Genomic DNA, 19,799 nt, shown 5'->3' with positions numbered 1-19,799 from the left:
CTTACTTATAGTAGCCGACCAATCGATCGATAACTTCCAATCATAAGCGCTAAATTATCTAGCTTTGAGATGTCTTCATTTTTGTTCTGGGTCAAAGCATAAAGATTACTGAGCATGCTCTTGTCATCATTACTTAACAAGTCCAGAAGCTTAGTTATACCTTCATTGGCGGATGAGGTACCCAGAGCACCAGTATTTCTAAAAAGCCCACTTTCCGAGAGTCTGGATAACATCGTCTTGCCGCCTGACTCTAAGGCTTGATCATCCAGCTTTAGCGCAGGAAAATCTTCAGCATTATATCGAACAACTGGTTTGGCACTAGGGTCAGTAGCGCCATCAGAGCCAGATGCTGAGAATGCATAGGCGATGTTTTCCAGAAACGAGAAGTCTGACGCATGTACAGACATCCTTGTCGGACTAAATACGGCTTCCAGAAAGCCACGATCAATCAAGGTATCGCCCATTGCCTTACTGGTTAACACCCGTTGTGCAACAGCCTCATCCTCTGCATTAAACTCAGGAATGAAGGGATCACCTTGGGGATCATACAATTTTCCCGCAGTATCCATAGGCCCACCAGCTCCGGCCATCCGGTAGGCCCCCAGGTCAAAAGCCAGGCCATCGACTTTCAGCGGATCTATTCCGTTTGCACTTGCATATTCATAAGCGGTTGACAGCATTTCTCTGTCACTTTTTGTAAGAAAATTATAAACACTGCCAGAAGTGTTGCTTGTAGTCGTTGTTGTTTCTATTCTTGGCTCAACAGAGCCGTCTGAATGAAATAAACGGGAAAGCATTGTGGCTCTTCCACTGATACTAACTGTGGCCGATTCCTGTTTTTTGACAAGTGTCTCATTCTGAGAAGAGGAGCCAGTAGTCGAAGACTTAACTGGCTTGGGTTCAACCGAGCTAGATGAGACGGTTATTGAACTAGAAGCCGTGTTTATTGATACCATTGCGTTGCTCCTTGCTCGCTAAGCTGTGCGACAAAACATCGTCCGTCCTGAAATTTCCATGGCCACCAGCCTGCGGCGGATGGCCACGAAAATAACCTACCGCCAATACTATAGGGGACGGTAGAGAAAACGGACAAAATCGTACGCTAAGCATGCGGCCTGTCAGGTTGAGGCCATAGAGTTTGACGTTTAGGCGTCAGATAATGCAGAAAGCGGCCCTAGTCTGACGCGATGCCAGTGAGCCGACTGACGCCCAGTTGAGGTGTACTTCAACTGGACGCGACAGCGGGTTACGTTGGTTTCAGCGGTAAACTTCTCGACGGTTGCCAAGCTGTACAACCAGTATCCGTAAGGCGCCGTCCTGTATCTCGCAGATTACCCTGAAGTCTCCTACGCGATACCGCCACAGGCCACCCAATGGGCCTGTTAGCGCCTTGCCAGTAGTTCTCGGATCATCCCTGATGGACACCCGCTCATCCATAAAGTCAAGAATGCGCTTCGCTGACTGCTTGTCGAGCTTCCGCAACTGTGTTTTGGCCGTGTCGGTGTAATCAATCGTCCAGGCCAAGGTCTTTCCTTACGTCCGCAGCAGAGTGAACGACCTCTGTATTTTTACGGACTCGCTCCAGGACTTCAGCCGCGAGGTAGTAATCCTCAAGGTCAGTCAGGCCATGATCGATGATTTCGCGCAGATAGTACGCCTTGGTACGCCCGGTGCTTGTCGCCAAAAAGTCTAGGCGCTGCTCGGTTTCGGGTGCCAAGCGAATGGAAGTGGCCATGTTTAAGGCTCCTATGTGATACGTGTATTCACATTATCACAAATCTACGCGAATGGCTTAGCGTACGATTTTTTCCGAATTCTGCTGGCTCCCCTCGTAGAGTCATTCGATGATATGTGCCGCGAGTAGGGTCAAAACCTTTTGGCCTGTCCGCTGCGCTTTTTAAGATATTCGATCTAGCGCTTCTTTCACTGCCTTCATGTAGCTGGAGTGCAATGATCCCATTTTGGGCAAGGGGGATGATGCGTAAATACTTTGGTTCGGTGCAAACCAATCGGAGTCGAAGGGAAGTGTGTGGGCGTTGCCAAGATCGAATTTAGTCCGTTCCGCTAATCCGCTCTCTTGGAACCCAGCGTCACTGGGGTCTAAAACAAATTCACCGGGATAAATACGGCTTTCTTCGGTTTTTTTGGTCGTGCCGTAGGCGACTCGAATGGCATGGTCATTGTCAAAAACAGCGATCACCAAGGCCGGTCGAGATTTAGGTCCTGGGTTACCAACTTTTTCTGGGAAATGGCACCAGACAAAATCGCCTGGTGCAGGCAGTGGGTTGAATCGAATTGTCATATTTTAGAAAAGCCTTCTAGTGATGCGCTCCTCCGGAAGGTTCGAGACTGGGCTAGCAGAACGAATCGCGGCGTGTTGAGCGGGGGTTAATGGGCCATCGTCCAATTCGTACTTTGGCAAGTAGCGGTCAGCTAATTGACGTAGTGCAAAGTGGATTACTTCGGTTTTGCTCAAGCCGGTTTGTTTCGTCAGTAGCTCAATGGTTGAGCTGCTGACGCCTGTTGGCGTGTCCTGTTTACGCAAGCGTAAGAGGACGCTTTCAGTTCTTTCGGCGGTGAGGGTCATGGTGAAACTCCACGTGTAGCTTTCATTGCAGATATGGGGCTACGCCCCTGTGACCTTCTTTTATTGAAGGTGATATAGATTGTATATCAAAAGTCCCGAAAAATCAACCTGTGCCGTTTTTTTGTTGACGCGGCGTTTTTTCTATGGTTTGGCGATGCTTGTCATTTTCAGAAGACGACTGCACCAGTTGATTGGGCGTAATGGCTGTTGTGCAGCCAGCTCCTGACAGTTCAATATCAGAAGTGATCTGCACCAATCTCGACTATGCTCAATACTCGTGTGCACCAAAGCGAGGTGAGCATGGCGACGGACACCCCACGGATTCCAGAACAAGGCGTGGCCACTCTGCCTGATGAGGCTTGGGAGCGTGCGCGCCGTCGTGCGGAGATCATCAGTCCGTTGGCGCAGTCGGAGACGGTCGGGCACGAAGCGGCCGATATGGCGGCTCAGGCGCTGGGCTTGTCTCGGCGCCAGGTATACGTTCTGATCCGGCGTGCCCGGCAAGGCAGCGGCCTCGTGACGGATCTGGTGCCCGGCCAGTCCGGTGGAGGTAAAGGTAAGGGGCGCTTGCCGGAACCGGTCGAGCGCGTCATCCACGAGCTACTGCAAAAGCGGTTCCTGACCAAGCAGAAGCGCAGCCTAGCGGCCTTTCACCGCGAAGTCACTCAGGTGTGCAAGGCTCAAAAACTGCGAGTGCCGGCGCGCAATACCGTGGCCTTACGGATCGCTAGCCTTGACCCGCGCAAGGTCATCCGCCGGCGGGAAGGCCAGGATGCCGCTCGTGACCTACAAGGTGTGGGCGGCGAGCCTCCTGCCGTGACCGCGCCGCTGGAGCAGGTGCAGATAGACCATACGGTCATCGACCTGATCGTGGTCGATGACCGCGACCGGCAACCTATTGGCCGCCCGTACCTGACCCTCGCCATCGACGTGTTCACCCGCTGCGTGCTCGGCATGGTCGTCACGCTGGAAGCGCCGTCTGCCCCGATTTATTGTTCACAGCGATAGCACCTGCCATTTGGGGCAGCACCTACATTGTCACCACCCAATACCTGCCGAACTTCTCACCGATGACGGTCGCGATGCTGCGGGCGTTGCCGGCGGGTTTATTGCTCGTGATGATCGTCCGACAGATTCCAACGGGAATCTGGTGGATGCGCATCTTCATCCTCGGCGCACTTAATATTTCGCTATTCTGGAGCTTGTTGTTTATTTCGGTCTACCGCCTGCCGGGCGGGGTCGCGGCGACGGTAGGCGCTGTGCAGCCGCTGATGGTCGTGTTCATCTCTGCCGCTCTGCTAGGTAGCCCGATACGATTGATGGCGGTCCTGGGGGCTATTTGCGGAACTGCGGGCGTGGCGCTGTTGGTGTTGACACCAAACGCAGCGCTAGATCCTGTCGGCGTCGCAGCGGGCCTGGCGGGGGCGGTTTCCATGGCGTTCGGAACCGTGCTGACCCGCAAGTGGCAACCTCCCGTGCCTCTGCTCACCTTTACCGCCTGGCAACTGGCGGCCGGAGGACTTCTGCTCGTTCCAGTAGCTTTAGTGTTTGATCCGCCAATCCCGATGCCTACAGGAACCAATGTTCTCGGCCTGGCGTGGCTCGGCCTGATCGGAGCGGGTTTAACCTACTTCCTTTGGTTCCGGGGGATCTCGCGACTCGAACCTACAGTTGTTTCCTTACTGGGCTTTCTCAGCCCGGGGACCGCCGTGTTGCTAGGATGGTTGTTCTTGGATCAGACGCTGAGTGCGCTTCAAATCATCGGCGTCCTGCTCGTGATCGGGAGTATCTGGCTGGGCCAACGTTCCAACCGCACTCCTAGGGCGCGTATAGCTTGCCGGAAGTCGCCTTGACCCGCATGGCATAGGCCTATCGTTTCCACGATCAGCGATCGGCTCGTTGCCCTGCGCCGCTCCAAAGCCCGCGACGCAGCGCCGGCAGGCAGAGCAAGTAGAGGGCAGCGCCTGCAATCCATGCCCACCCGTTCCACGTTGTTATAGAAGCCGCATAGATCGCCGTGAAGAGGAGGGGTCCGACGATCGAGGTCAGGCTGGTGAGCGCCGCCAGTGAGCCTTGCAGCTGCCCCTGACGTTCCTCATCCACCTGCCTGGACAACATTGCTTGCAGCGCCGGCATTCCGATGCCACCCGAAGCAAGCAGGACCATGATCGGGAACGCCATCCATCCCCGTGTCGCGAAGGCAAGCAGGATGTAGCCTGTGCCGTCGGCAATCATTCCGAGCATGAGTGCCCGCCTTTCGCCGAGCCGGGCGGCTACAGGGCCGGTGATCATTGCCTGGGCGAGTGAATGCAGAATGCCAAATGCGGCAAGCGAAATGCCGATCGTGGTCGCGTCCCAGTGAAAGCGATCCTCGCCGAAAATGACCCAAAGCGCGGCCGGCACCTGTCCGACAAGTTGCATGATGAAGAAGACCGCCATCAGGGCGGCGACGACGGTCATGCCCCGGGCCCACCGGAACGAAGCGAGCGGGTTGAGAGCCTCCCGGCGTAACGGCCGGCGTTCGCCTTTGTGCGACTCCGGCAAAAGGAAACAGCCCGTCAGGAAATTGAGGCCGTTCAAGGCTGCCGCGGCGAAGAACGGAGCGTGGGGGGAGAAACCGCCCATCAGCCCACCGAGCACAGGTCCCGCGACCATCCCGAACCCGAAACAGGCGCTCATGAAGCCGAAGTGCCGCGCGCGCTCATCGCCATCAGTGATATCGGCAATATAAGCGCCGGCTACCGCCCCAGTCGCCCCGGTGATGCCGGCCACGATCCGCCCGATATAGAGAACCCAAAGGAAAGGCGCCGTCGCCATGATGGCGTAGTCGACAGCAGCGCCGGCCAGCGAGACGAGCAAGACCGGCCGCCGCCCGAAACGATCCGACAGCGCGCCCAGCACAGGTGCGCAGGCAAATTGCATCAACGCATACAGCGCCAGCAGAATGCCATAGTGGGCGGTGACGTCGTTCGAGTGAACCAGATCGCGCAGGAGGCCCGGCAGCACCGGCATAATCAGGCCGATGCCGACAGCGTCGAGCGCGACAGTGCTCAGAATTACGATCAGGGGTCTGTTGGGTTTCACGTCTGGCCTCCGGACCAGCCTCCGCTGGTCCGATTGAACGCGCGGATTCTTTATCACTGATAAGTTGGTGGACATATTATGTTTATCAGTGATAAAGTGTCAAGCATGACAAAGTTGCAGCCGAATACAGTGATCCGTGCCGCCCTGGACCTGTTGAACGAGGTCGGCGTAGACGGTCTGACGACACGCAAACTGGCGGAACGGTTGGGGGTTCAGCAGCCGGCGCTTTACTGGCACTTCAGGAACAAGCGGGCGCTGCTCGACGCACTGGCCGAAGCCATGCTGGCGGAGAATCATACGCATTCGGTGCCGAGAGCCGACGACGACTGGCGCTCATTTCTGATCGGGAATGCCCGCAGCTTCAGGCAGGCGCTGCTCGCCTACCGCGATGGCGCGCGCATCCATGCCGGCACGCGACCGGGCGCACCGCAGATGGAAACGGCCGACGCGCAGCTTCGCTTCCTCTGCGAGGCGGGTTTTTCGGCCGGGGACGCCGTCAATGCGCTGATGACAATCAGCTACTTCACTGTTGGGGCCGTGCTTGAGGAGCAGGCCGGCGACAGCGATGCCGGCGAGCGCGGCGGCACCGTTGAACAGGCTCCGCTCTCGCCGCTGTTGCGGGCCGCGATAGACGCCTTCGACGAAGCCGGTCCGGACGCAGCGTTCGAGCAGGGACTCGCGGTGATTGTCGATGGATTGGCGAAAAGGAGGCTCGTTGTCAGGAACGTTGAAGGACCGAGAAAGGGTGACGATTGATCAGGACCGCTGCCGGAGCGCAACCCACTCACTACAGCAGAGCCATGTAGACAACATCCCCTCCCCCTTTCCACCGCGTCAGACGCCCGTAGCAGCCCGCTACGGGCTTTTTCATGCCCTGCCCTAGCGTCCAAGCCTCACGGCCGCGCTCGGCCTCTCTGGCGGCCTTCTGGCGCTCCTGCTGCGGCGTCCGCTCGTGGGCCGTGGCGCGGGTCCGCGCGCCGGCCTCGTGCGCCTGGCGCTCGCGGGCGAGGTCCAGGGCGGCCGTCTTCACGTTCTGCCTTGCGCAGATGAGATAGATCTAGCGTGGACTCAAGGCTCTCGCGAATGGCTCGCGTTGGAAACTTTCATTGACACTTGAGGGGCACCGCAGGGAAATTCTCGTCCTTGCGAGAACCGGCTATGTCGTGCTGCGCATCGAGCCTGCGCCCTTGGCTTGTCTCGCCCCTCTCCGCGTCGCTACGGGGCTTCCAGCGCCTTTCCGACGCTCACCGGGCTGGTTGCCCTCGCCGCTGGGCTGGCGGCCGTCTATGGCCCTGCAAACGCGCCAGAAACGCCGTCGAAGCCGTGTGCGAGACACCGCGGCCGCCGGCGTTGTGGATACCTCGCGGAAAACTTGGCCCTCACTGACAGATGAGGGGCGGACGTTGACACTTGAGGGGCCGACTCACCCGGCGCGGCGTTGACAGATGAGGGGCAGGCTCGATTTCGGCCGGCGACGTGGAGCTGGCCAGCCTCGCAAATCGGCGAAAACGCCTGATTTTACGCGAGTTTCCCACAGATGATGTGGACAAGCCTGGGGATAAGTGCCCTGCGGTATTGACACTTGAGGGGCGCGACTACTGACAGATGAGGGGCGCGATCCTTGACACTTGAGGGGCAGAGTGCTGACAGATGAGGGGCGCACCTATTGACATTTGAGGGGCTGTCCAGATATCGACAACCTCTCGCGCAACCAAGACATCGCGGTCGGACTGCAAGTGATCTTGAAGCCACGGGCCCGTCCCACCCCGACATGGACCTCGATGCCCGAACGGACGTTAGATTTCGAGTTCTAGGCGTTCTGCGATGAAGGTTGGATCCCAGCCGGGATTGAAAGTGTCGACGTGGGTGAATCCGAGCCGCTCGTATAGGCCACGCAGGTTCGGGTGGCAGTCGAGCCGCAGCTTGGCGCACCCCTGCGTTCGCGCGGCATGGCGGCAAGCCTCGATCAGCGCGGAGCTGACACCCCGGCCCGCATGTGTCCGTCGCACCGCGAGCTTGTGCAGATATGCGGCCTCCCCCTTGAGGGCGTCGGGCCAGAACTCGGGATCCTCGGCCGACAAGGTGCAACAGCCGACGATGCCGTCGCTGCAACTCGCGACTAGGAGCTCGGATCTCAGGACGAAGGTCTCCGCGAATGTCCGGTCGATCCGCGCGACGTCCCAGGCGGGCGTTCCCTTGGCGGACATCCACGCCGCAGCGTCGTGCATCAGCCGCACAACCTCGTCGATATCACCCGAGCAGGCGACCCGAACGTTCGGAGGCTCCTCGCTGTCCATTCGCTCCCCTGGCGCGGTATGAACCGCCGCCTCATAGTGCAGTTTGATCCTGACGAGCCCAGCATGTCTGCGCCCACCTTCGCGGAACCTGACCAGGGTCCGCTAGCGGGCGGCCGGAAGGTGAATGCTAGGCATGATCTAACCCTCGGTCTCTGGCGTCGCGACTGCGAAATTTCGCGAGGGTTTCCGAGAAGGTGATTGCGCTTCGCAGATCTCCAGGCGCGTGGGTGCGGACGTAGTCAGCGCCATTGCCGATCGCGTGAAGTTCCGCCGCAAGGCTCGCTGGACCCAGATCCTTTACAGGAAGGCCAACGGTGGCGCCCAAGAAGGATTTCCGCGACACCGAGACCAATAGCGGAAGCCCCAACGCCGACTTCAGCTTTTGAAGGTTCGACAGCACGTGCAGCGATGTTTCCGGTGCGGGGCTCAAGAAAAATCCCATCCCCGGATCGAGGATGAGCCGGTCGGCAGCGACCCCGCTCCGTCGCAAGGCGGAAACCCGCGCCTCGAAGAACCGCACAATCTCGTCGAGCGCGTCTTCGGGTCGAAGGTGACCGGTGCGGGTGGCGATGCCATCCCGCTGCGCTGAGTGCATAACCACCAGCCTGCAGTCCGCCTCAGCAATATCGGGATAGAGCGCAGGGTCAGGAAATCCTTGGATATCGTTCAGGTAGCCCACGCCGCGCTTGAGCGCATAGCGCTGGGTTTCCGGTTGGAAGCTGTCGATTGAAACACGGTGCATCTGATCGGACAGGGCGTCTAAGAGCGGCGCAATACGTCTGATCTCATCGGCCGGCGATACAGGCCTCGCGTCCGGATGGCTGGCGGCCGGTCCGACATCCACGACGTCTGCTCCGACTCGCAGCATTTCGATCGCCGCGGTGACAGCGCCGGCGGGGTCTAGCCGCCGGCTCTCATCGAAGAAGGAGTCCTCGGTGAGATTCAGAATGCCGAACACCGTCACCATGGCGTCGGCCTCCGCAGCGACTTCCACGATGGGGATCGGGCGAGCAAAAAGGCAGCAATTATGAGCCCCATACCTACAAAGCCCCACGCATCAAGCTTTTGCCCATGAAGCAACCAGGCAATGGCTGTAATTATGACGACGCCGAGTCCCGACCAGACTGCATAAGCAACACCGACAGGGATGGATTTCAGAACCAGAGAAAGAAAATAAAATGCGATGCCATAACCGATTATGACAACGGCGGAAGGGGCAAGCTTAGTAAAGCCCTCGCTAGATTTTAATGCGGATGTTGCGATTACTTCGCCAACTATTGCGATAACAAGAAAAAGCCAGCCTTTCATGATATATCTCCCAATTTGTGTAGGGCTTATTATGCACGCTTAAAAATAATAAAAGCAGACTTGACCTGATAGTTTGGCTGTGAGCAATTATGTGCTTAGTGCATCTAACGCCTGAAATAAGCCGTGCCGCGAAGCGGCATCGGCTTGATTGAATTGTTAGACGGCAAACTCGAGCCAATACTTGTGCAGGCCAACAATATTAGACGAGCACAGCATGGGCATTGCCGCTTTGATCTTCTCCAGTGACCAATTCCACCACTCCATCTCCAGAAGCAATGAAATTTCCTCATCGGTGAAGCGTTTCTTAATCTTCTTAGCGGGATTGCCGCCAACGATAGCGTAAGGCTCCACATCTTTTGTCACCAACGAGCGGCTGCCTATCACCGCACCGTGCCCGATCTTGATTCCGGGCATGACCATTGCCTCAGAGCCGATCCAAACGTCATTGCCAATGACAGTATTACCTGCTTTTTGGAAGGCATCGAGTGCGCTTGAGAATGCAGGTTCTTCCTGCATATAAAAGAACGGGAAAGATGATGCCCAGTCGTACCGATGCCCCTGATTGCCAGCCATGATAAAGGAAGCCCCACTCCCGATAGAGCAGAAACTACCGATGATCAACTTATCAACGTCATCACGGTCCGGAAACAGATACCGTGCGCAGTCATCGAATGAGTGCCCATGATAGTAGCCAGAGTAATAGCTGTACCGCCCAACTTTGATATTGGGGTTCTTCACTTGCTCAGAAAGCAGCTTGCCTTTGAAGGGGCTATCAAAGTAGTTGGTCATAAGAGATCCCGCGGTCTGTGACTTTGCCGTCTAACGAATTAGCTCAGCGGGCGGCGAAGCCGTCCGCTGGAGCGACAAGTTGGGCTGTAGTCGGTGATGCCCGGTTTGACCGTTGAGCGGCGCACTTCAACCTTGAACTCAGTTGATGCGTTCAAGCGCCGCAACAGGATAAATCTGTACTGAGCCTGGGTGAGCCTCAGACTCGACGGCGTAGCCTTCGGGGGTCAAATTTGTGCAGTACCACCCGACAATCTGACCTTGCCAGGCGGCGCCGGATTTCTTGCGCACGCGATCTCCCATACCAAACGTGGCGTTCGATGGGAATACAAAATTGCCAGCAACTGGATTACTGACTTCATTGCTACTTCGTTCCATTTCCGACCTTTCTTGTGAACTTCTAGGTGTTCTATGTGGCCCGACGACACGCTGCATTGGTCACGCCCAACTTTGTTTTAGGGCGACTGCCCTGCTGCGTAACATCGTTGCTGCTCCATAACATCAAACATCGACCCACGGCGTAACGCGCTTGCTGCTTGGATGCCCGAGGCATAGACTGTACAAAAAAACAGTCATAACAAGCCATGAAAACCGCCACTGCGCCGTTACCACCGCTGCGTTCGGTCAAGGTTCTGGACCAGTTGCGTGAGCGCATACGCTACTTGCATTACAGCTTACGAACCGAACAGGCTTATGTCCACTGGGTTCGTGCCTTCATCCGTTTCCACGGTGTGCGTCACCCGGCAACCTTGGGCAGCAGCGAAGTCGAGGCATTTCTGTCCTGGCTGGCGAACGAGCGCAAGGTTTCGGTCTCCACGCATCGTCAGGCATTGGCGGCCTTGCTGTTCTTCTACGGCAAGGTGCTGTGCACGGATCTGCCCTGGCTTCAGGAGATCGGAAGACCTCGGCCGTCGCGGCGCTTGCCGGTGGTGCTGACCCCGGATGAAGTGGTTCGCATCCTCGGTTTTCTGGAAGGCGAGCATCGTTTGTTCGCCCAGCTTCTGTATGGAACGGGCATGCGGATCAGTGAGGGTTTGCAACTGCGGGTCAAGGATCTGGATTTCGATCACGGCACGATCATCGTGCGGGAGGGCAAGGGCTCCAAGGATCGGGCCTTGATGTTACCCGAGAGCTTGGCACCCAGCCTGCGCGAGCAGCTGTCGCGTGCACGGGCATGGTGGCTGAAGGACCAGGCCGAGGGCCGCAGCGGCGTTGCGCTTCCCGACGCCCTTGAGCGGAAGTATCCGCGCGCCGGGCATTCCTGGCCGTGGTTCTGGGTTTTTGCGCAGCACACGCATTCGACCGATCCACGGAGCGGTGTCGTGCGTCGCCATCACATGTATGACCAGACCTTTCAGCGCGCCTTCAAACGTGCCGTAGAACAAGCAGGCATCACGAAGCCCGCCACACCGCACACCCTCCGCCACTCGTTCGCGACGGCCTTGCTCCGCAGCGGTTACGACATTCGAACCGTGCAGGATCTGCTCGGCCATTCCGACGTCTCTACGACGATGATTTACACGCATGTGCTGAAAGTTGGCGGTGCCGGAGTGCGCTCACCGCTTGATGCGCTGCCGCCCCTCACTAGTGAGAGGTAGGGCAGCGCAAGTCAATCCTGGCGGATTCACTACCCCTGCGCGAAGGCCATCGGTGCCGCATCGAACGGCCGGTTGCGGAAAGTCCTCCCTGCGTCCGCTGATGGCCGGCAGCAGCCCGTCGTTGCCTGATGGATCCAACCCCTCCGCTGCTATAGTGCAGTCGGCTTCTGACGTTCAGTGCAGCCGTCTTCTGAAAACGACAATGCTGGTCACGTGTGAGCCTGTATTACCGTGTTGCATGTTTTCTAACTTGCGCGACAACAGCGATTCACCTGGATTCGCTGGCTATGACCTGTCGCATGTGTCTGTCGCGCAATGGCATGATGCTGCGACCATAACCTGCGACGACCAATCATGCGCGACGACAACGACCCTGGCACTCTCGACCTCATTACTGGCGGTCTCATGCTGGGCTATGCCCGTGTGAGCACCGACGATCAGGATCTAACCCTGCAACGCGATCACCTGCGCGCTGCAGGCTGCAATAAGCTATTTGCTGAGAAGGTATCCGGGGCTCGTCGAGTGCGCCCGGAGCTGGATCGAATGCTCGATCATCTTCGTCCTGGTGATGTGGTCACTGTCACTAGGTTGGATCGTCTGGCGCGCAGCACGCGCGACCTCCTGGATATCGCGGAGCGGATTCGCAACTGCGGTGCTGGATTGCGTAGCTTGGCTGAGCCGTGGGTAGATACAACCTCACCGGCAGGCCGCATGGTGATGACTGTGTTTGCAGGTATCGCCGAGTTTGAGCGCAGCTTGATCCTGGAACGTACCCGCACGGGCCGAGAAGCAGCTAAGGCGCGAGGTGTTCAGTTTGGTCCCCGCCCTGCTCTAACTAAGGCTCAGATCGACCACGCTCGTCGTCTAATCGATCAAGATGATTTCACCGTGAAAGCGGCTGCTGAGCTACTTGGCGTGCATCGCTCAACGCTCTATCGAGCGCTAGATAAAATGGTGGGCGGCGTGTGAGGAAACTTCAATCCATGCTTCGGTTACGAGGGCGTCTAACGACGCCCGTTATGAGCAAGCTTGAATCTCGACAAACCTACCACTAGGTGGTATGTTTTATCAAAAGGTAGAACGTATATAGATGCGGGTATTCAAAACGAAAATCTTTGCTGGAGCAGCAAAGAAAGCCGCCATCACAGATGCTGACCTCTGCGAAGCGGTGCAGGAAGTGATGAAAGGACAAGCTGTTGATTTAGGTGGAGGGGTTTGGAAAAAACGCCTCAATGAGAACCGCCACCGTTCGATCATTCTTGCCAAGGGCCGTGGCTATTGGGTGTACCAGTTCCTTTTTGCAAAGAGTGACCAAGACAACATCAGTAAAAAGGAGCTTTCTGCATTTAAGGATCTTGCTAAAGCCTATGAAGGCTTGAATCACGAGCAAATCCAGCTACTGCTAAAGAGAAAAGATTTTGTGGAGATATGTGATGACTAAAAAATTCAAAAGCGAGGCTTTCGAGTCGATTCACAGCTCGGCCAATGCACTGCTAGCAATTGGAGCTATCGACAAGGCGACCATGCGGAAATTCGACGAATCCTGCATTGCTGAGGTTCCTGTTGAAATCATGCCCGCTCAGATCAAGGAAATTCGTCAACGCAGCCACGTCAGTCAGCCGGTTTTTGCCAGGTATCTGAACACAAGCGCTTCGACAGTCAAGCAGTGGGAGTCCGGCGATAAGCGCCCTGGAGGGATGGCTCTTAAATTGCTCGCAGTCGTAGAAAAGCACGGCATTGAAATACTCGCCTAGCCCAGACTACGTTTGATTTGAGAACCGGCCTTAGCCGGTTTTTTTTCGTGAGCGCTCTGGTTTTTTCAGCTAAATCCCCGCTACCTCATAAAAATTGATAGCACCTAATGGATTGACAAAGGAACCGATTAAACAATAATGGTGATACGTTTTTAATATTAAAAAAGGTGCCTAGTGATAATTACCATAGGGAACACGAAGGGCGGTGTTGGGAAAACTACTCTGGCTGTGAATCTGGCGATTGCTCGTGCCCTGTCTGGCCGTGATGTGTGGCTAATCGACGGTGACCGCCAGGGTACTGCACAGACAGCTATCAGTATCCGTGCTGAGGCAGGACACCAGCCAGGGATTTCCTGTGCGACCTATCCAGATGGCCCGACCCTTCGTGCCCAGGTTCAGCAGCAGGCTGGAAAGTTTGACGACATCATCATTGACGCAGGCGGTCGGGATTCGACCGCTTTACGCGCAGCACTGGTGCTGTCAGATGTTCTCCTGATTCCTTTTCAGCCCCGTAGCTATGACGTATGGGCTTTGAATGACATTGCAGCATTGGTTGATGAAGCCCGCAGTGTCCGCGATGGATTGCGTGCTGTAGCCGTACTGAACTGCGCAGACTCCGGCGAGGCCTCGACGGACAATGCAGACGCAGCCGCTGCGGTCGCAGATGTTCCGCAGTTTGAGTATCTGGCAACTCCAATACGCCGCCGAAAGGCTTTTGCTAATGCTGCCGGAGCGGGCTTGTCTGTCTTAGAACTGAAGCCTGCAGACAAAAAGGCAATAGACGAGCTTAATGCACTTATTAGCGCATTATTTTAATATTAATTTAATACCTTATAAGTGTTGAGGATAACCGCTATGGCTATTACAAGACCTAAACCAAAAAGCACCCAAGAAGCTACGGATGCTTTCATTTCTGGTGCGCCTGATGCCGAGACGCGTCCGCGTGGCGTGAAGAAGGGCAACAAGCAACAGATCAGTCTGACTATTGCGCCTGCATTGCTTGTGAAAGTGGACGAGCTGGCTTCTGAGCTGGGCCAGTCTCGCGCAGCCATCATCAATATGGCGATCTATCGAGCCGTAGAGCACGGCCTAATAATCGATGGCCTCCGTAAAGATTGAGTCAGGAGGCAAAAGCAATGGATAAGCGAATTAGGGATAGCGCAAGACCCGGTGAAACTTACGAGCAAGTTACTGCCAGGCTTCGCCGTGAAGATGCCAAGACGGCCACCAGTACCATGCCAGCGTCATCAGTTCGCAAGCCTCCTAAAGGGGACGAGCAGGCTGATTTTTTTGTTCCGACGCTTTATGACGTGGGGGCTAGGGATAGCCGTAGCATCATGGACGTTGCTGTATTTCGCTTATCGAAGAAGGCGCGTCGTGCCGGCGAGGTTATCCGCTATGAGCTACCAGATGGCCATGTTCAGGTGTCAGCCGGCCCAGCCGGGATGGCTTCTGTGTGGGATTACGACCTAGTGCTGATGGCAGTTTCCCATCTGACCGAAGCTATGAATCGTTATCGCGACGGGAAAGGCGAAAAGCCGGGTCGCGTATTTCAGCCCCACCTAGCAGATGTTCTTAAGTTTTGCCGCCGTGCAGACGGTGGTAAGCAGAAGGACGATTTACTGAGTGCTCTACTCCGCCTCAACACCACGCATGTTGCTGTCGAGAGAGTGAAGAAGGGTAGTAATGGCGACGTGTATACGGTGTCAGAAGGCGAGCCTCTGATCAGCAGATACAAGGTCATTACGAACCAAGCCACACAAAAAGCAGAGAGTGTAGAAATTGAGGTGGCCAACTGGATGTATCAAGAAATCGCCAGCGGTGCTAATCCCCATGTACTGACAGTGCACCCGGACTATTTTCTGATTGATCCTGGCATCGGGCGGTTTGTGTATCGTCTTGCTAGGCGTGCTGCCGGCAAGGATGAAGCCAAGTGGTCTTTCCAGAAGATATACGAGCGTAGCGGTAGCATGGGCTCATTTAAGGAGTTCTGTCGCATTCTCCGGCGTGTAATCGCTGCTCGTGATCTACCTGAGTATCAGTTAGCTGAAGAGTCCGGCCAAGCAGGGCCGCTTTTGGTGATGACTTATCGTGGAAGCGACGCTGAAAAGCACACACTGCCTGGTGTGTAATGTACGGGCTTATGTAAAGCGATTTAGGTTTACATAGGCGGAGGTGGACAAAGGTAAGCAATAGCCAACAGAACGGCGCAAAATCTGTGGATAGCCCCGTACATTACCCACCGGATTCCGTACATTACCCACCGGATTCCGTACATTACCCACCGAAACCCGTACATTACCCACCGGGCAAATCTGCAAACCATTGAATCTAAAGGCTTTAAAGGCTATTTTTTTCTCTAAATCTTTTAAATCTATTTAAATCTCTTAAAACCGTTAGTGCCTGTGCATAACTTTCACAGCGAGCAAACGGAAAATTCGCAAAAAACGCGGCTCTGCCGGGGCACCCCTACGGTGTTCCCCCACCCTTCGGGCGGCTCCCCCTCCGGTCTAGCTATGTTGTGCCGCAAGCGGCACAGCTTCTGCCAGGCGCTTCGCGCCACCTGGCACAAAAATCTCATCCGAACACAGCACATCACCGGCGCAAAAAATCGAAGCCAAAACCGATATGCCTGGCCTTCGGCCAGAAACCTTTTTTGAAGAGCGCGACACTCAAACCGTGCCGGTACGCACTGCCCAGGCGGTATCAAATACGCAAAAGCGAGTAATCAGTGTTGGTGGGGCCTGGCCCTTCGTTGCCAACCAGGCTCCGATGCATGCACATCAAGCCCGCAGGGCGAAGTTTTGAATGCCTCTGCATTTCCTAAGGCCGCTAGGGCTCCAAAAAGCGTTCTGGCAGCGTTTTAGGGGGATAGCTTGGGATTGCCTGTCTTTACCATTAAAACGCACCCTGATGGCTTCTAGGTCGCCCAGGCGAGGTTTGTGATGGGATGCTGGGAGCGTTTATCGATCAAACGGTCTCGCGCTAGCGATTTCACACGGCACCTGAAATCAGCCCATATCCCAAATCATGATGCCCAGCTCGGCGTCGGGCGGGCATCTGGTTATTCGTTCCTGGAGCATTTCTGGCGTGTAGTGGGCCGATATTTTTGGCCTCTTCACCACTGGCAGAATGGGCAGCACGTCACAGGCTAGACCCCTGTACAGGCTTGGGAAGAAGTCAGCGCGCGTTTGTGTAAGCTTTCCGGCCGCAATCAGATCCTTGAAACCGTTCCAACTGTGTAGGGGACCTTCCCACGAAGCCAGGGTGTTTTCTGCATTGCGGTCATCTGCATCTGGATTCAGGTAGACCGTTATCCAGAAACTCACTCAGTACCCCCAGACACCAATCGTTTGAACGCCTCAGATCCTTGCCCGTCTTCCCCCAAAACTGCCAAACGTTCAGCAGGCCGGGTTAGGAAACTGTCGAGCAGTGACAATAGGGCGGCACGCTTTTCAGTTGATTGTGTCTGCTGATGAAGTACAGCCGCACCCACCAAAACTTTAACCCGATCATCAGCTTTCTTAGCTGTAGCGCGTTGTCGTGCTTCTGCCTGCTGAATACGTGCATTGAGTTGGTCGCGTTTGAGTTTGAGCGCTTCTAAATCAGCCATATTTGCTTTCCCTCTGCTGGTGTCTAATGGTGTCTGATTTTTTGATTCTACGCTAGAGTATTGGCGTGCACAGTCTGACCCTGAAAGAAGAGAAGGGCGCACTTACGCAAACTTCGTTTGCAGCGCGGTCGGCTTCGCCGACAAAGCAAGATCAAGAGCAGAGCAGCGGCCATGGCCATCTACTCCACATCGGTAAAGCCAGTCAGCAGAAGCAGCGGCCGCTCGGCCACTGCCGCCGCTGCCTATCGAAACGGCGAAGAGATCACCGACGAGCGTACCGGCGAAGTCCACGACTACCGGCGGCGCACTGGCGTGGAACACGTCGCCAGCTTTGCGCCCGAAGGGATGGCCCCGCAGCCATCCGCCGAGCTGTGGAACCGGGCCGAAGCCGCCGAGGTTCGCAAGAATGCCCGCGTGGCCCGTGAGGTACTGGTGGCCCTGCCCGCCGAGCTGACCCCGGCCCAGCGCCGGGAGCTGGCCCAGGGCATCGCCCAGGCTCTGGCCGACCGCTACGGCACAGCGGGCACGCTGGCCGTACACACGCCCGACCGGGAGGGCGACCAGCGCAACCACCACGCCCACATCCTGATGACCACCCGCCGCCTTGAGCCGACCGGCGAGCTGGGCGAGAAGACCCGCGAGCTGGACGACGTGAAGCGCGGGCCGCAGGAAGTCGAGTGGGTGCGGGCGATGATCGAGGCGCGCACCAACCACGCCCTGGAGCGGGCAGGCAGCGCCGAGCGGGTAGACCGGCGCTCACTGGTCGAGCAGCGCGCCGCCGCGCTGGAGGCGGGCGACCTGGAGCGCGCCGCCGAGCTTGACCGCCTGCCGACCATCCACGAAGGCCCACGGGTGACGGCCATACGCCGGGAGTGCGAGCGCGAGCAGCGCGCCCCGCTGGCCCCCGTCACCCGGCTCCAGGTGAACAACGACCGCCGTCAGTTGGCCGCTGATCGTGCCGAGCTGGGCAGCGTGTCGGCGCAAATCATCGACATCGAGCAGGCCCGCGCCGAGCGTGCAGCCCGGCAGCAGGTGGCCGGCGCGGCGAGCGCAGGCATGGAGGCGTTCAAGGCCCGGTTCCAGCAGTCCCAGGACATGGCCGCGAAGATCGAGGCCGAGCGCGCACGGCTGGCGGCCGAGGCGCAGCAAGTCGCCCAGGAGCGCGCCGCCGAGCAGGCAGCACAGGAGCGGGCCGCGAAAGCCCCGAAACACGCGGCCTTGAGCAATGACGGGCCGACGAACACGAAGGGGCGCAGCGGCCCCGATTTCAGCATGTGAGGCGATGCAATGAGCGTGAGTGAACAGGAACTGTTCGGCCTGATGGCCGTTGCCCAGGAGCAGCAGCAGGCGGCAGCGGTGGCGCTGGAACGGCTGGAGGCCCAGCGGGCCGAGCTGAATCAGACCATCGAGCAGGCCCGCGCCGCTGTGCGTGAGATGGAGATGGCGGGCAAGGCGTCGGCGCTGATCATCGAGAAGGCAACGCGCCTTGCCGTCTCAGAGGCCGTCAGCGGCGCTCTGGTGGCCGTTCGTGACGAGACGGCGCAAACCCTAGGCGGGTCGGTAAAACCCGCTGTAAACGCGCTGGAGGGCGTTGCAGGGCGTGCCGAGCAGGCCGAGCAGCGATTGAGCCAAGCGGCGGCGTCGTTCAGTTGGCAATGGGGCGCGCTGTGGGCCGGTACTGCTGGGCTGCTGCTGGCGGTTGTCCTGGGCATCGTGCTGCTGGTGGTGCCGTCACCGGCTGAAATCGCCGCGCTACGCGCCGAGGTGGCCAACCTGGAGGCCAGAGGCGGCAAGGCGACGTTGACCGTGTGCGGCGACAAGAAGCGGCTGTGTGCCGAGATAGACACCAAGGCCCCCGAGTACGGCGAGCGCGGGCAGTTCCGCGTCCTGAAGGGCTACTAGCCTACAGCGCAGCGCGCCATAGGCTTACGCCGTGACCGACTCTTCCCCGGTGTCCCGGCGCATGTACTCCTGATCGATCTCTATCGCCAGTGCCTCAACGATTTGCGCGAGCCGATCTAGCTGTTCGTCGCTTAGGCGGCTTGCGTCCAGGTCATCCAGGGCGTCCAGTAGCGCGTTGGTGTTGTCGGGCTGGTGCCTGACGAGGGCGTGAAGCGCGGAGCCGATCCCGTCGGCCTGCTGGGCGAGGCGAAGCAGGGCTTCGCGTGTAAGATCTATCGCAAAGTGATAAAACCACTAGCGACTACAGTGGAATCTGCAAAATGACAGAGATTTTGGTTGATAGCCCCGTACGACTCATTCGTAGTAGCTCAAGAAGCGTGACGGGTACCGTCCCTGGACTAGGGAGATACGAGTCGACCCTCGAACGCGACATGATGGAACTGATCCGGTTTGATCGGGCAGTTTCTCGCTTCGTGCCTCAGCCGTTGACGGTGGACTATCGCGGCACGGACGGCAGAGCGCGCACTTATACGCCTGACGGGCTCATTCACTATCATCATCAAGAGACGCATTTGCCGCCAGTGCTGTTTGAGGTGAAATTTCGTGAAGACTTTCGCAAGGATTGGAAAACCTATCTACCTAAGTTTAGAGCCGCTAAAGCCTACTGTCGTGATCGAGGGTGGAGATTCTTAACTACTAGCAAAGACCCTGCGAATTACTTAAGTCGCCTAGCAGCTCACTACCTTACTTATAGTAGCCGACCAATCGATCGATAACTTCCAATCATAAGCGCTAAATTATCTAGCTTTGAGATGTCTTCATTTTTGTTCTGGGTCAAAGCATAAAGATTACTGAGCATGCTCTTGTCAT

General features: G+C 57.0%; 26 protein-coding genes and 1 pseudogene. 12 read left to right on the top strand and 15 right to left on the bottom strand.

What is annotated here, in order from left to right:
• Nucleotides 1-5: 5 nt before the first annotated feature.
• From HBO09_RS28190 to HBO09_RS29245, 6 genes are all read right to left on the bottom strand, one after another.
• The gene (locus HBO09_RS28190) at nt 6-797 is read right to left on the bottom strand and encodes a hypothetical protein (RefSeq protein WP_170061047.1); all 792 of its coding nucleotides are present in this window, start codon (nt 795-797) and stop codon (nt 6-8) included.
• A 460-nt stretch (nt 798-1,257) separates the two neighbouring features.
• Nucleotides 1,258-1,482 carry a type II toxin-antitoxin system RelE/ParE family toxin gene (locus HBO09_RS28185; protein WP_262381348.1) on the bottom strand — a complete coding sequence of 75 codons (225 nt, stop codon included), beginning with the start codon at nt 1,480-1,482 and terminating at the stop codon, nt 1,258-1,260.
• 25 nt (nt 1,483-1,507) lie between these two features.
• The gene (locus HBO09_RS28180) at nt 1,508-1,735 is read right to left on the bottom strand and encodes a hypothetical protein (RefSeq protein WP_005730594.1); all 228 of its coding nucleotides are present in this window, start codon (nt 1,733-1,735) and stop codon (nt 1,508-1,510) included.
• A 162-nt stretch (nt 1,736-1,897) separates the two neighbouring features.
• Entirely contained in the window at nt 1,898-2,302 is a 405-nt protein-coding gene (locus tag HBO09_RS28175; RefSeq protein WP_170061045.1) for a type II toxin-antitoxin system PemK/MazF family toxin, read from the bottom strand.
• Nucleotides 2,303-2,305: 3 nt separating this feature from the next.
• Nucleotides 2,306-2,587 (bottom strand): hypothetical protein, encoded by a 282-nt coding sequence (locus HBO09_RS28170; protein WP_170061044.1) that lies wholly within the window; start codon nt 2,585-2,587, stop codon nt 2,306-2,308.
• Nucleotides 2,588-2,690: 103 nt separating this feature from the next.
• A complete protein-coding gene (locus HBO09_RS29245) occupies nt 2,691-2,840 on the bottom strand; it encodes a hypothetical protein (RefSeq protein ID WP_346266446.1) in 150 nt (49 codons plus the stop codon).
• Between the two features lie 47 nt (nt 2,841-2,887).
• Here HBO09_RS29245 and HBO09_RS28160 point away from each other — a divergent pair.
• Nucleotides 2,888-3,571 (top strand): annotated as a pseudogene (locus tag HBO09_RS28160) (DNA-binding domain-containing protein); the annotation flags it as partial.
• Complete coding sequence (locus HBO09_RS28155; RefSeq protein ID WP_065897011.1) at nt 3,529-4,440, top strand: EamA family transporter; 912 nt, start codon at nt 3,529-3,531, stop codon at nt 4,438-4,440. The pseudogene HBO09_RS28160 and the gene HBO09_RS28155, both read left to right, overlap by 43 nt.
• Nucleotides 4,441-4,471: 31 nt before the next feature.
• On the opposite strand, the gene tet(A) is transcribed toward HBO09_RS28155, so the two are convergent.
• Entirely contained in the window at nt 4,472-5,671 is a 1,200-nt protein-coding gene (tet(A), locus tag HBO09_RS28150) for a tetracycline efflux MFS transporter Tet(A) (RefSeq protein ID WP_000804064.1), read from the bottom strand.
• A gap of 105 nt (nt 5,672-5,776) precedes the next feature.
• Here tet(A) and tetR(A) point away from each other — a divergent pair, with 105 nt between their 5' ends.
• Nucleotides 5,777-6,427, top strand: coding sequence for a tetracycline resistance transcriptional repressor TetR(A) (gene tetR(A) / locus HBO09_RS28145; RefSeq protein ID WP_000164043.1), 651 nt, complete (start codon nt 5,777-5,779; stop codon nt 6,425-6,427).
• Between the two features lie 31 nt (nt 6,428-6,458).
• On the opposite strand, the gene HBO09_RS28140 is transcribed toward tetR(A), so the two are convergent.
• The 6 genes from HBO09_RS28140 to HBO09_RS28115 form a co-directional block, all read right to left on the bottom strand.
• A complete protein-coding gene (locus tag HBO09_RS28140; RefSeq protein WP_000844627.1) occupies nt 6,459-6,701 on the bottom strand; it encodes a transposase in 243 nt (80 codons plus the stop codon).
• 766 nt (nt 6,702-7,467) lie between these two features.
• Nucleotides 7,468-7,968: a GNAT family N-acetyltransferase gene (locus tag HBO09_RS28135; protein WP_000376623.1), complete on the bottom strand. Its 501-nt coding sequence runs from the start codon at nt 7,966-7,968 to the stop codon at nt 7,468-7,470.
• A gap of 127 nt (nt 7,969-8,095) precedes the next feature.
• The gene (gene sul1 / locus HBO09_RS28130; RefSeq protein ID WP_000259018.1) at nt 8,096-8,935 is read right to left on the bottom strand and encodes a sulfonamide-resistant dihydropteroate synthase Sul1; all 840 of its coding nucleotides are present in this window, start codon (nt 8,933-8,935) and stop codon (nt 8,096-8,098) included.
• Complete coding sequence (locus HBO09_RS28125) at nt 8,929-9,276, bottom strand: quaternary ammonium compound efflux SMR transporter QacE delta 1 (protein WP_000679427.1); 348 nt, start codon at nt 9,274-9,276, stop codon at nt 8,929-8,931. The genes sul1 and HBO09_RS28125 overlap by 7 nt, the downstream gene beginning before the upstream one ends.
• 156 nt (nt 9,277-9,432) lie before the next feature.
• Nucleotides 9,433-10,065 carry a type B-3 chloramphenicol O-acetyltransferase CatB3 gene (locus HBO09_RS28120; protein ID WP_000186237.1) on the bottom strand — a complete coding sequence of 211 codons (633 nt, stop codon included), beginning with the start codon at nt 10,063-10,065 and terminating at the stop codon, nt 9,433-9,435.
• 138 nt (nt 10,066-10,203) lie between these two features.
• The gene (locus HBO09_RS28115; RefSeq protein WP_000442373.1) at nt 10,204-10,440 is read right to left on the bottom strand and encodes a trimethoprim-resistant dihydrofolate reductase DfrB1; all 237 of its coding nucleotides are present in this window, start codon (nt 10,438-10,440) and stop codon (nt 10,204-10,206) included.
• Between the two features lie 206 nt (nt 10,441-10,646).
• On the opposite strand from HBO09_RS28115, the gene intI1 reads away from it, so the two are divergent.
• From intI1 to HBO09_RS28080, 7 genes are all read left to right on the top strand, one after another.
• Nucleotides 10,647-11,660 (top strand): class 1 integron integrase IntI1, encoded by a 1,014-nt coding sequence (intI1, locus tag HBO09_RS28110; RefSeq protein WP_000845048.1) that lies wholly within the window; start codon nt 10,647-10,649, stop codon nt 11,658-11,660.
• Between the two features lie 354 nt (nt 11,661-12,014).
• Nucleotides 12,015-12,629 carry a recombinase family protein gene (locus HBO09_RS28105; protein ID WP_170061043.1) on the top strand — a complete coding sequence of 205 codons (615 nt, stop codon included), beginning with the start codon at nt 12,015-12,017 and terminating at the stop codon, nt 12,627-12,629.
• Nucleotides 12,630-12,750: 121 nt separating this feature from the next.
• Nucleotides 12,751-13,101 (top strand): type II toxin-antitoxin system RelE/ParE family toxin, encoded by a 351-nt coding sequence (locus tag HBO09_RS28100; RefSeq protein ID WP_170061042.1) that lies wholly within the window; start codon nt 12,751-12,753, stop codon nt 13,099-13,101.
• Entirely contained in the window at nt 13,094-13,414 is a 321-nt protein-coding gene (locus tag HBO09_RS28095) for a DNA-binding transcriptional regulator (protein WP_170061041.1), read from the top strand. Before HBO09_RS28100 ends, HBO09_RS28095 begins: the two co-directional genes overlap by 8 nt.
• Before the next feature lie 174 nt (nt 13,415-13,588).
• The gene (locus HBO09_RS28090; protein ID WP_170061040.1) at nt 13,589-14,230 is read left to right on the top strand and encodes an AAA family ATPase; all 642 of its coding nucleotides are present in this window, start codon (nt 13,589-13,591) and stop codon (nt 14,228-14,230) included.
• Nucleotides 14,231-14,269: 39 nt separating this feature from the next.
• Nucleotides 14,270-14,533 (top strand): CopG family transcriptional regulator, encoded by a 264-nt coding sequence (locus tag HBO09_RS28085; protein WP_170061039.1) that lies wholly within the window; start codon nt 14,270-14,272, stop codon nt 14,531-14,533.
• Between the two features lie 17 nt (nt 14,534-14,550).
• Nucleotides 14,551-15,546 carry a replication initiator protein A gene (locus tag HBO09_RS28080; RefSeq protein WP_170061038.1) on the top strand — a complete coding sequence of 332 codons (996 nt, stop codon included), beginning with the start codon at nt 14,551-14,553 and terminating at the stop codon, nt 15,544-15,546.
• Nucleotides 15,547-16,425: 879 nt separating this feature from the next.
• On the opposite strand, the gene HBO09_RS28075 is transcribed toward HBO09_RS28080, so the two are convergent.
• Nucleotides 16,426-16,743: a hypothetical protein gene (locus HBO09_RS28075; RefSeq protein ID WP_170061037.1), complete on the bottom strand. Its 318-nt coding sequence runs from the start codon at nt 16,741-16,743 to the stop codon at nt 16,426-16,428.
• Nucleotides 16,740-17,027 carry a hypothetical protein gene (locus tag HBO09_RS28070; RefSeq protein WP_170061036.1) on the bottom strand — a complete coding sequence of 96 codons (288 nt, stop codon included), beginning with the start codon at nt 17,025-17,027 and terminating at the stop codon, nt 16,740-16,742. The genes HBO09_RS28075 and HBO09_RS28070 overlap by 4 nt, the downstream gene beginning before the upstream one ends.
• Nucleotides 17,028-17,198: 171 nt before the next feature.
• Here HBO09_RS28070 and mobQ point away from each other — a divergent pair, with 171 nt between their 5' ends.
• Entirely contained in the window at nt 17,199-18,305 is a 1,107-nt protein-coding gene (gene mobQ / locus HBO09_RS28065; protein ID WP_170061035.1) for a MobQ family relaxase, read from the top strand.
• Nucleotides 18,306-18,314: 9 nt separating this feature from the next.
• Nucleotides 18,315-18,929: a hypothetical protein gene (locus HBO09_RS28060; protein WP_170061034.1), complete on the top strand. Its 615-nt coding sequence runs from the start codon at nt 18,315-18,317 to the stop codon at nt 18,927-18,929.
• The last annotated feature ends 870 nt before the right edge of the window (nt 18,930-19,799 follow it).

Source organism: Pseudomonas sp. WS 5027 (genome assembly GCF_012985695.1).
Taxonomy (GTDB): domain Bacteria; phylum Pseudomonadota; class Gammaproteobacteria; order Pseudomonadales; family Pseudomonadaceae; genus Aquipseudomonas; species Aquipseudomonas hygromyciniae.
The sequence above is the reverse complement of the archived record's forward strand: the minus strand, read 5'-3'. Positions and strand labels throughout refer to the sequence as shown.

Bases quoted from the DNA above. Each gene is read 5' to 3' on its own strand.
- HBO09_RS28120 (WP_000186237.1), bottom strand. From the start codon at position 10,065: ATGACCAACTACTTTGATAGCCCCTTCAAAGGCAAGCTGCTTTCTGAG.
- HBO09_RS28125 (WP_000679427.1), bottom strand. From the start codon at position 9,276: ATGAAAGGCTGGCTTTTTCTTGTTATCGCAATAGTTGGCGAAGTAATC.
- mobQ (WP_170061035.1), top strand. From the start codon at position 17,199: ATGGCCATCTACTCCACATCGGTAAAGCCAGTCAGCAGAAGCAGCGGC.
- intI1 (WP_000845048.1), top strand. From the start codon at position 10,647: ATGAAAACCGCCACTGCGCCGTTACCACCGCTGCGTTCGGTCAAGGTT.
- HBO09_RS28095 (WP_170061041.1), top strand. From the start codon at position 13,094: ATGACTAAAAAATTCAAAAGCGAGGCTTTCGAGTCGATTCACAGCTCG.
- HBO09_RS28135 (WP_000376623.1), bottom strand. From the start codon at position 7,968: ATGGACAGCGAGGAGCCTCCGAACGTTCGGGTCGCCTGCTCGGGTGAT.
- HBO09_RS28105 (WP_170061043.1), top strand. From the start codon at position 12,015: ATGCGCGACGACAACGACCCTGGCACTCTCGACCTCATTACTGGCGGT.
- sul1 (WP_000259018.1), bottom strand. From the start codon at position 8,935: ATGGTGACGGTGTTCGGCATTCTGAATCTCACCGAGGACTCCTTCTTC.
- HBO09_RS28060 (WP_170061034.1), top strand. From the start codon at position 18,315: ATGAGCGTGAGTGAACAGGAACTGTTCGGCCTGATGGCCGTTGCCCAG.
- HBO09_RS28170 (WP_170061044.1), bottom strand. From the start codon at position 2,587: ATGACCCTCACCGCCGAAAGAACTGAAAGCGTCCTCTTACGCTTGCGT.
- HBO09_RS28100 (WP_170061042.1), top strand. From the start codon at position 12,751: ATGCGGGTATTCAAAACGAAAATCTTTGCTGGAGCAGCAAAGAAAGCC.
- HBO09_RS28070 (WP_170061036.1), bottom strand. From the start codon at position 17,027: ATGGCTGATTTAGAAGCGCTCAAACTCAAACGCGACCAACTCAATGCA.
- HBO09_RS28190 (WP_170061047.1), bottom strand. From the start codon at position 797: ATGCTTTCCCGTTTATTTCATTCAGACGGCTCTGTTGAGCCAAGAATA.
- HBO09_RS28080 (WP_170061038.1), top strand. From the start codon at position 14,551: ATGGATAAGCGAATTAGGGATAGCGCAAGACCCGGTGAAACTTACGAG.
- HBO09_RS28175 (WP_170061045.1), bottom strand. From the start codon at position 2,302: ATGACAATTCGATTCAACCCACTGCCTGCACCAGGCGATTTTGTCTGG.
- HBO09_RS28115 (WP_000442373.1), bottom strand. From the start codon at position 10,440: ATGGAACGAAGTAGCAATGAAGTCAGTAATCCAGTTGCTGGCAATTTT.
- HBO09_RS28180 (WP_005730594.1), bottom strand. From the start codon at position 1,735: ATGGCCACTTCCATTCGCTTGGCACCCGAAACCGAGCAGCGCCTAGAC.
- HBO09_RS28085 (WP_170061039.1), top strand. From the start codon at position 14,270: ATGGCTATTACAAGACCTAAACCAAAAAGCACCCAAGAAGCTACGGAT.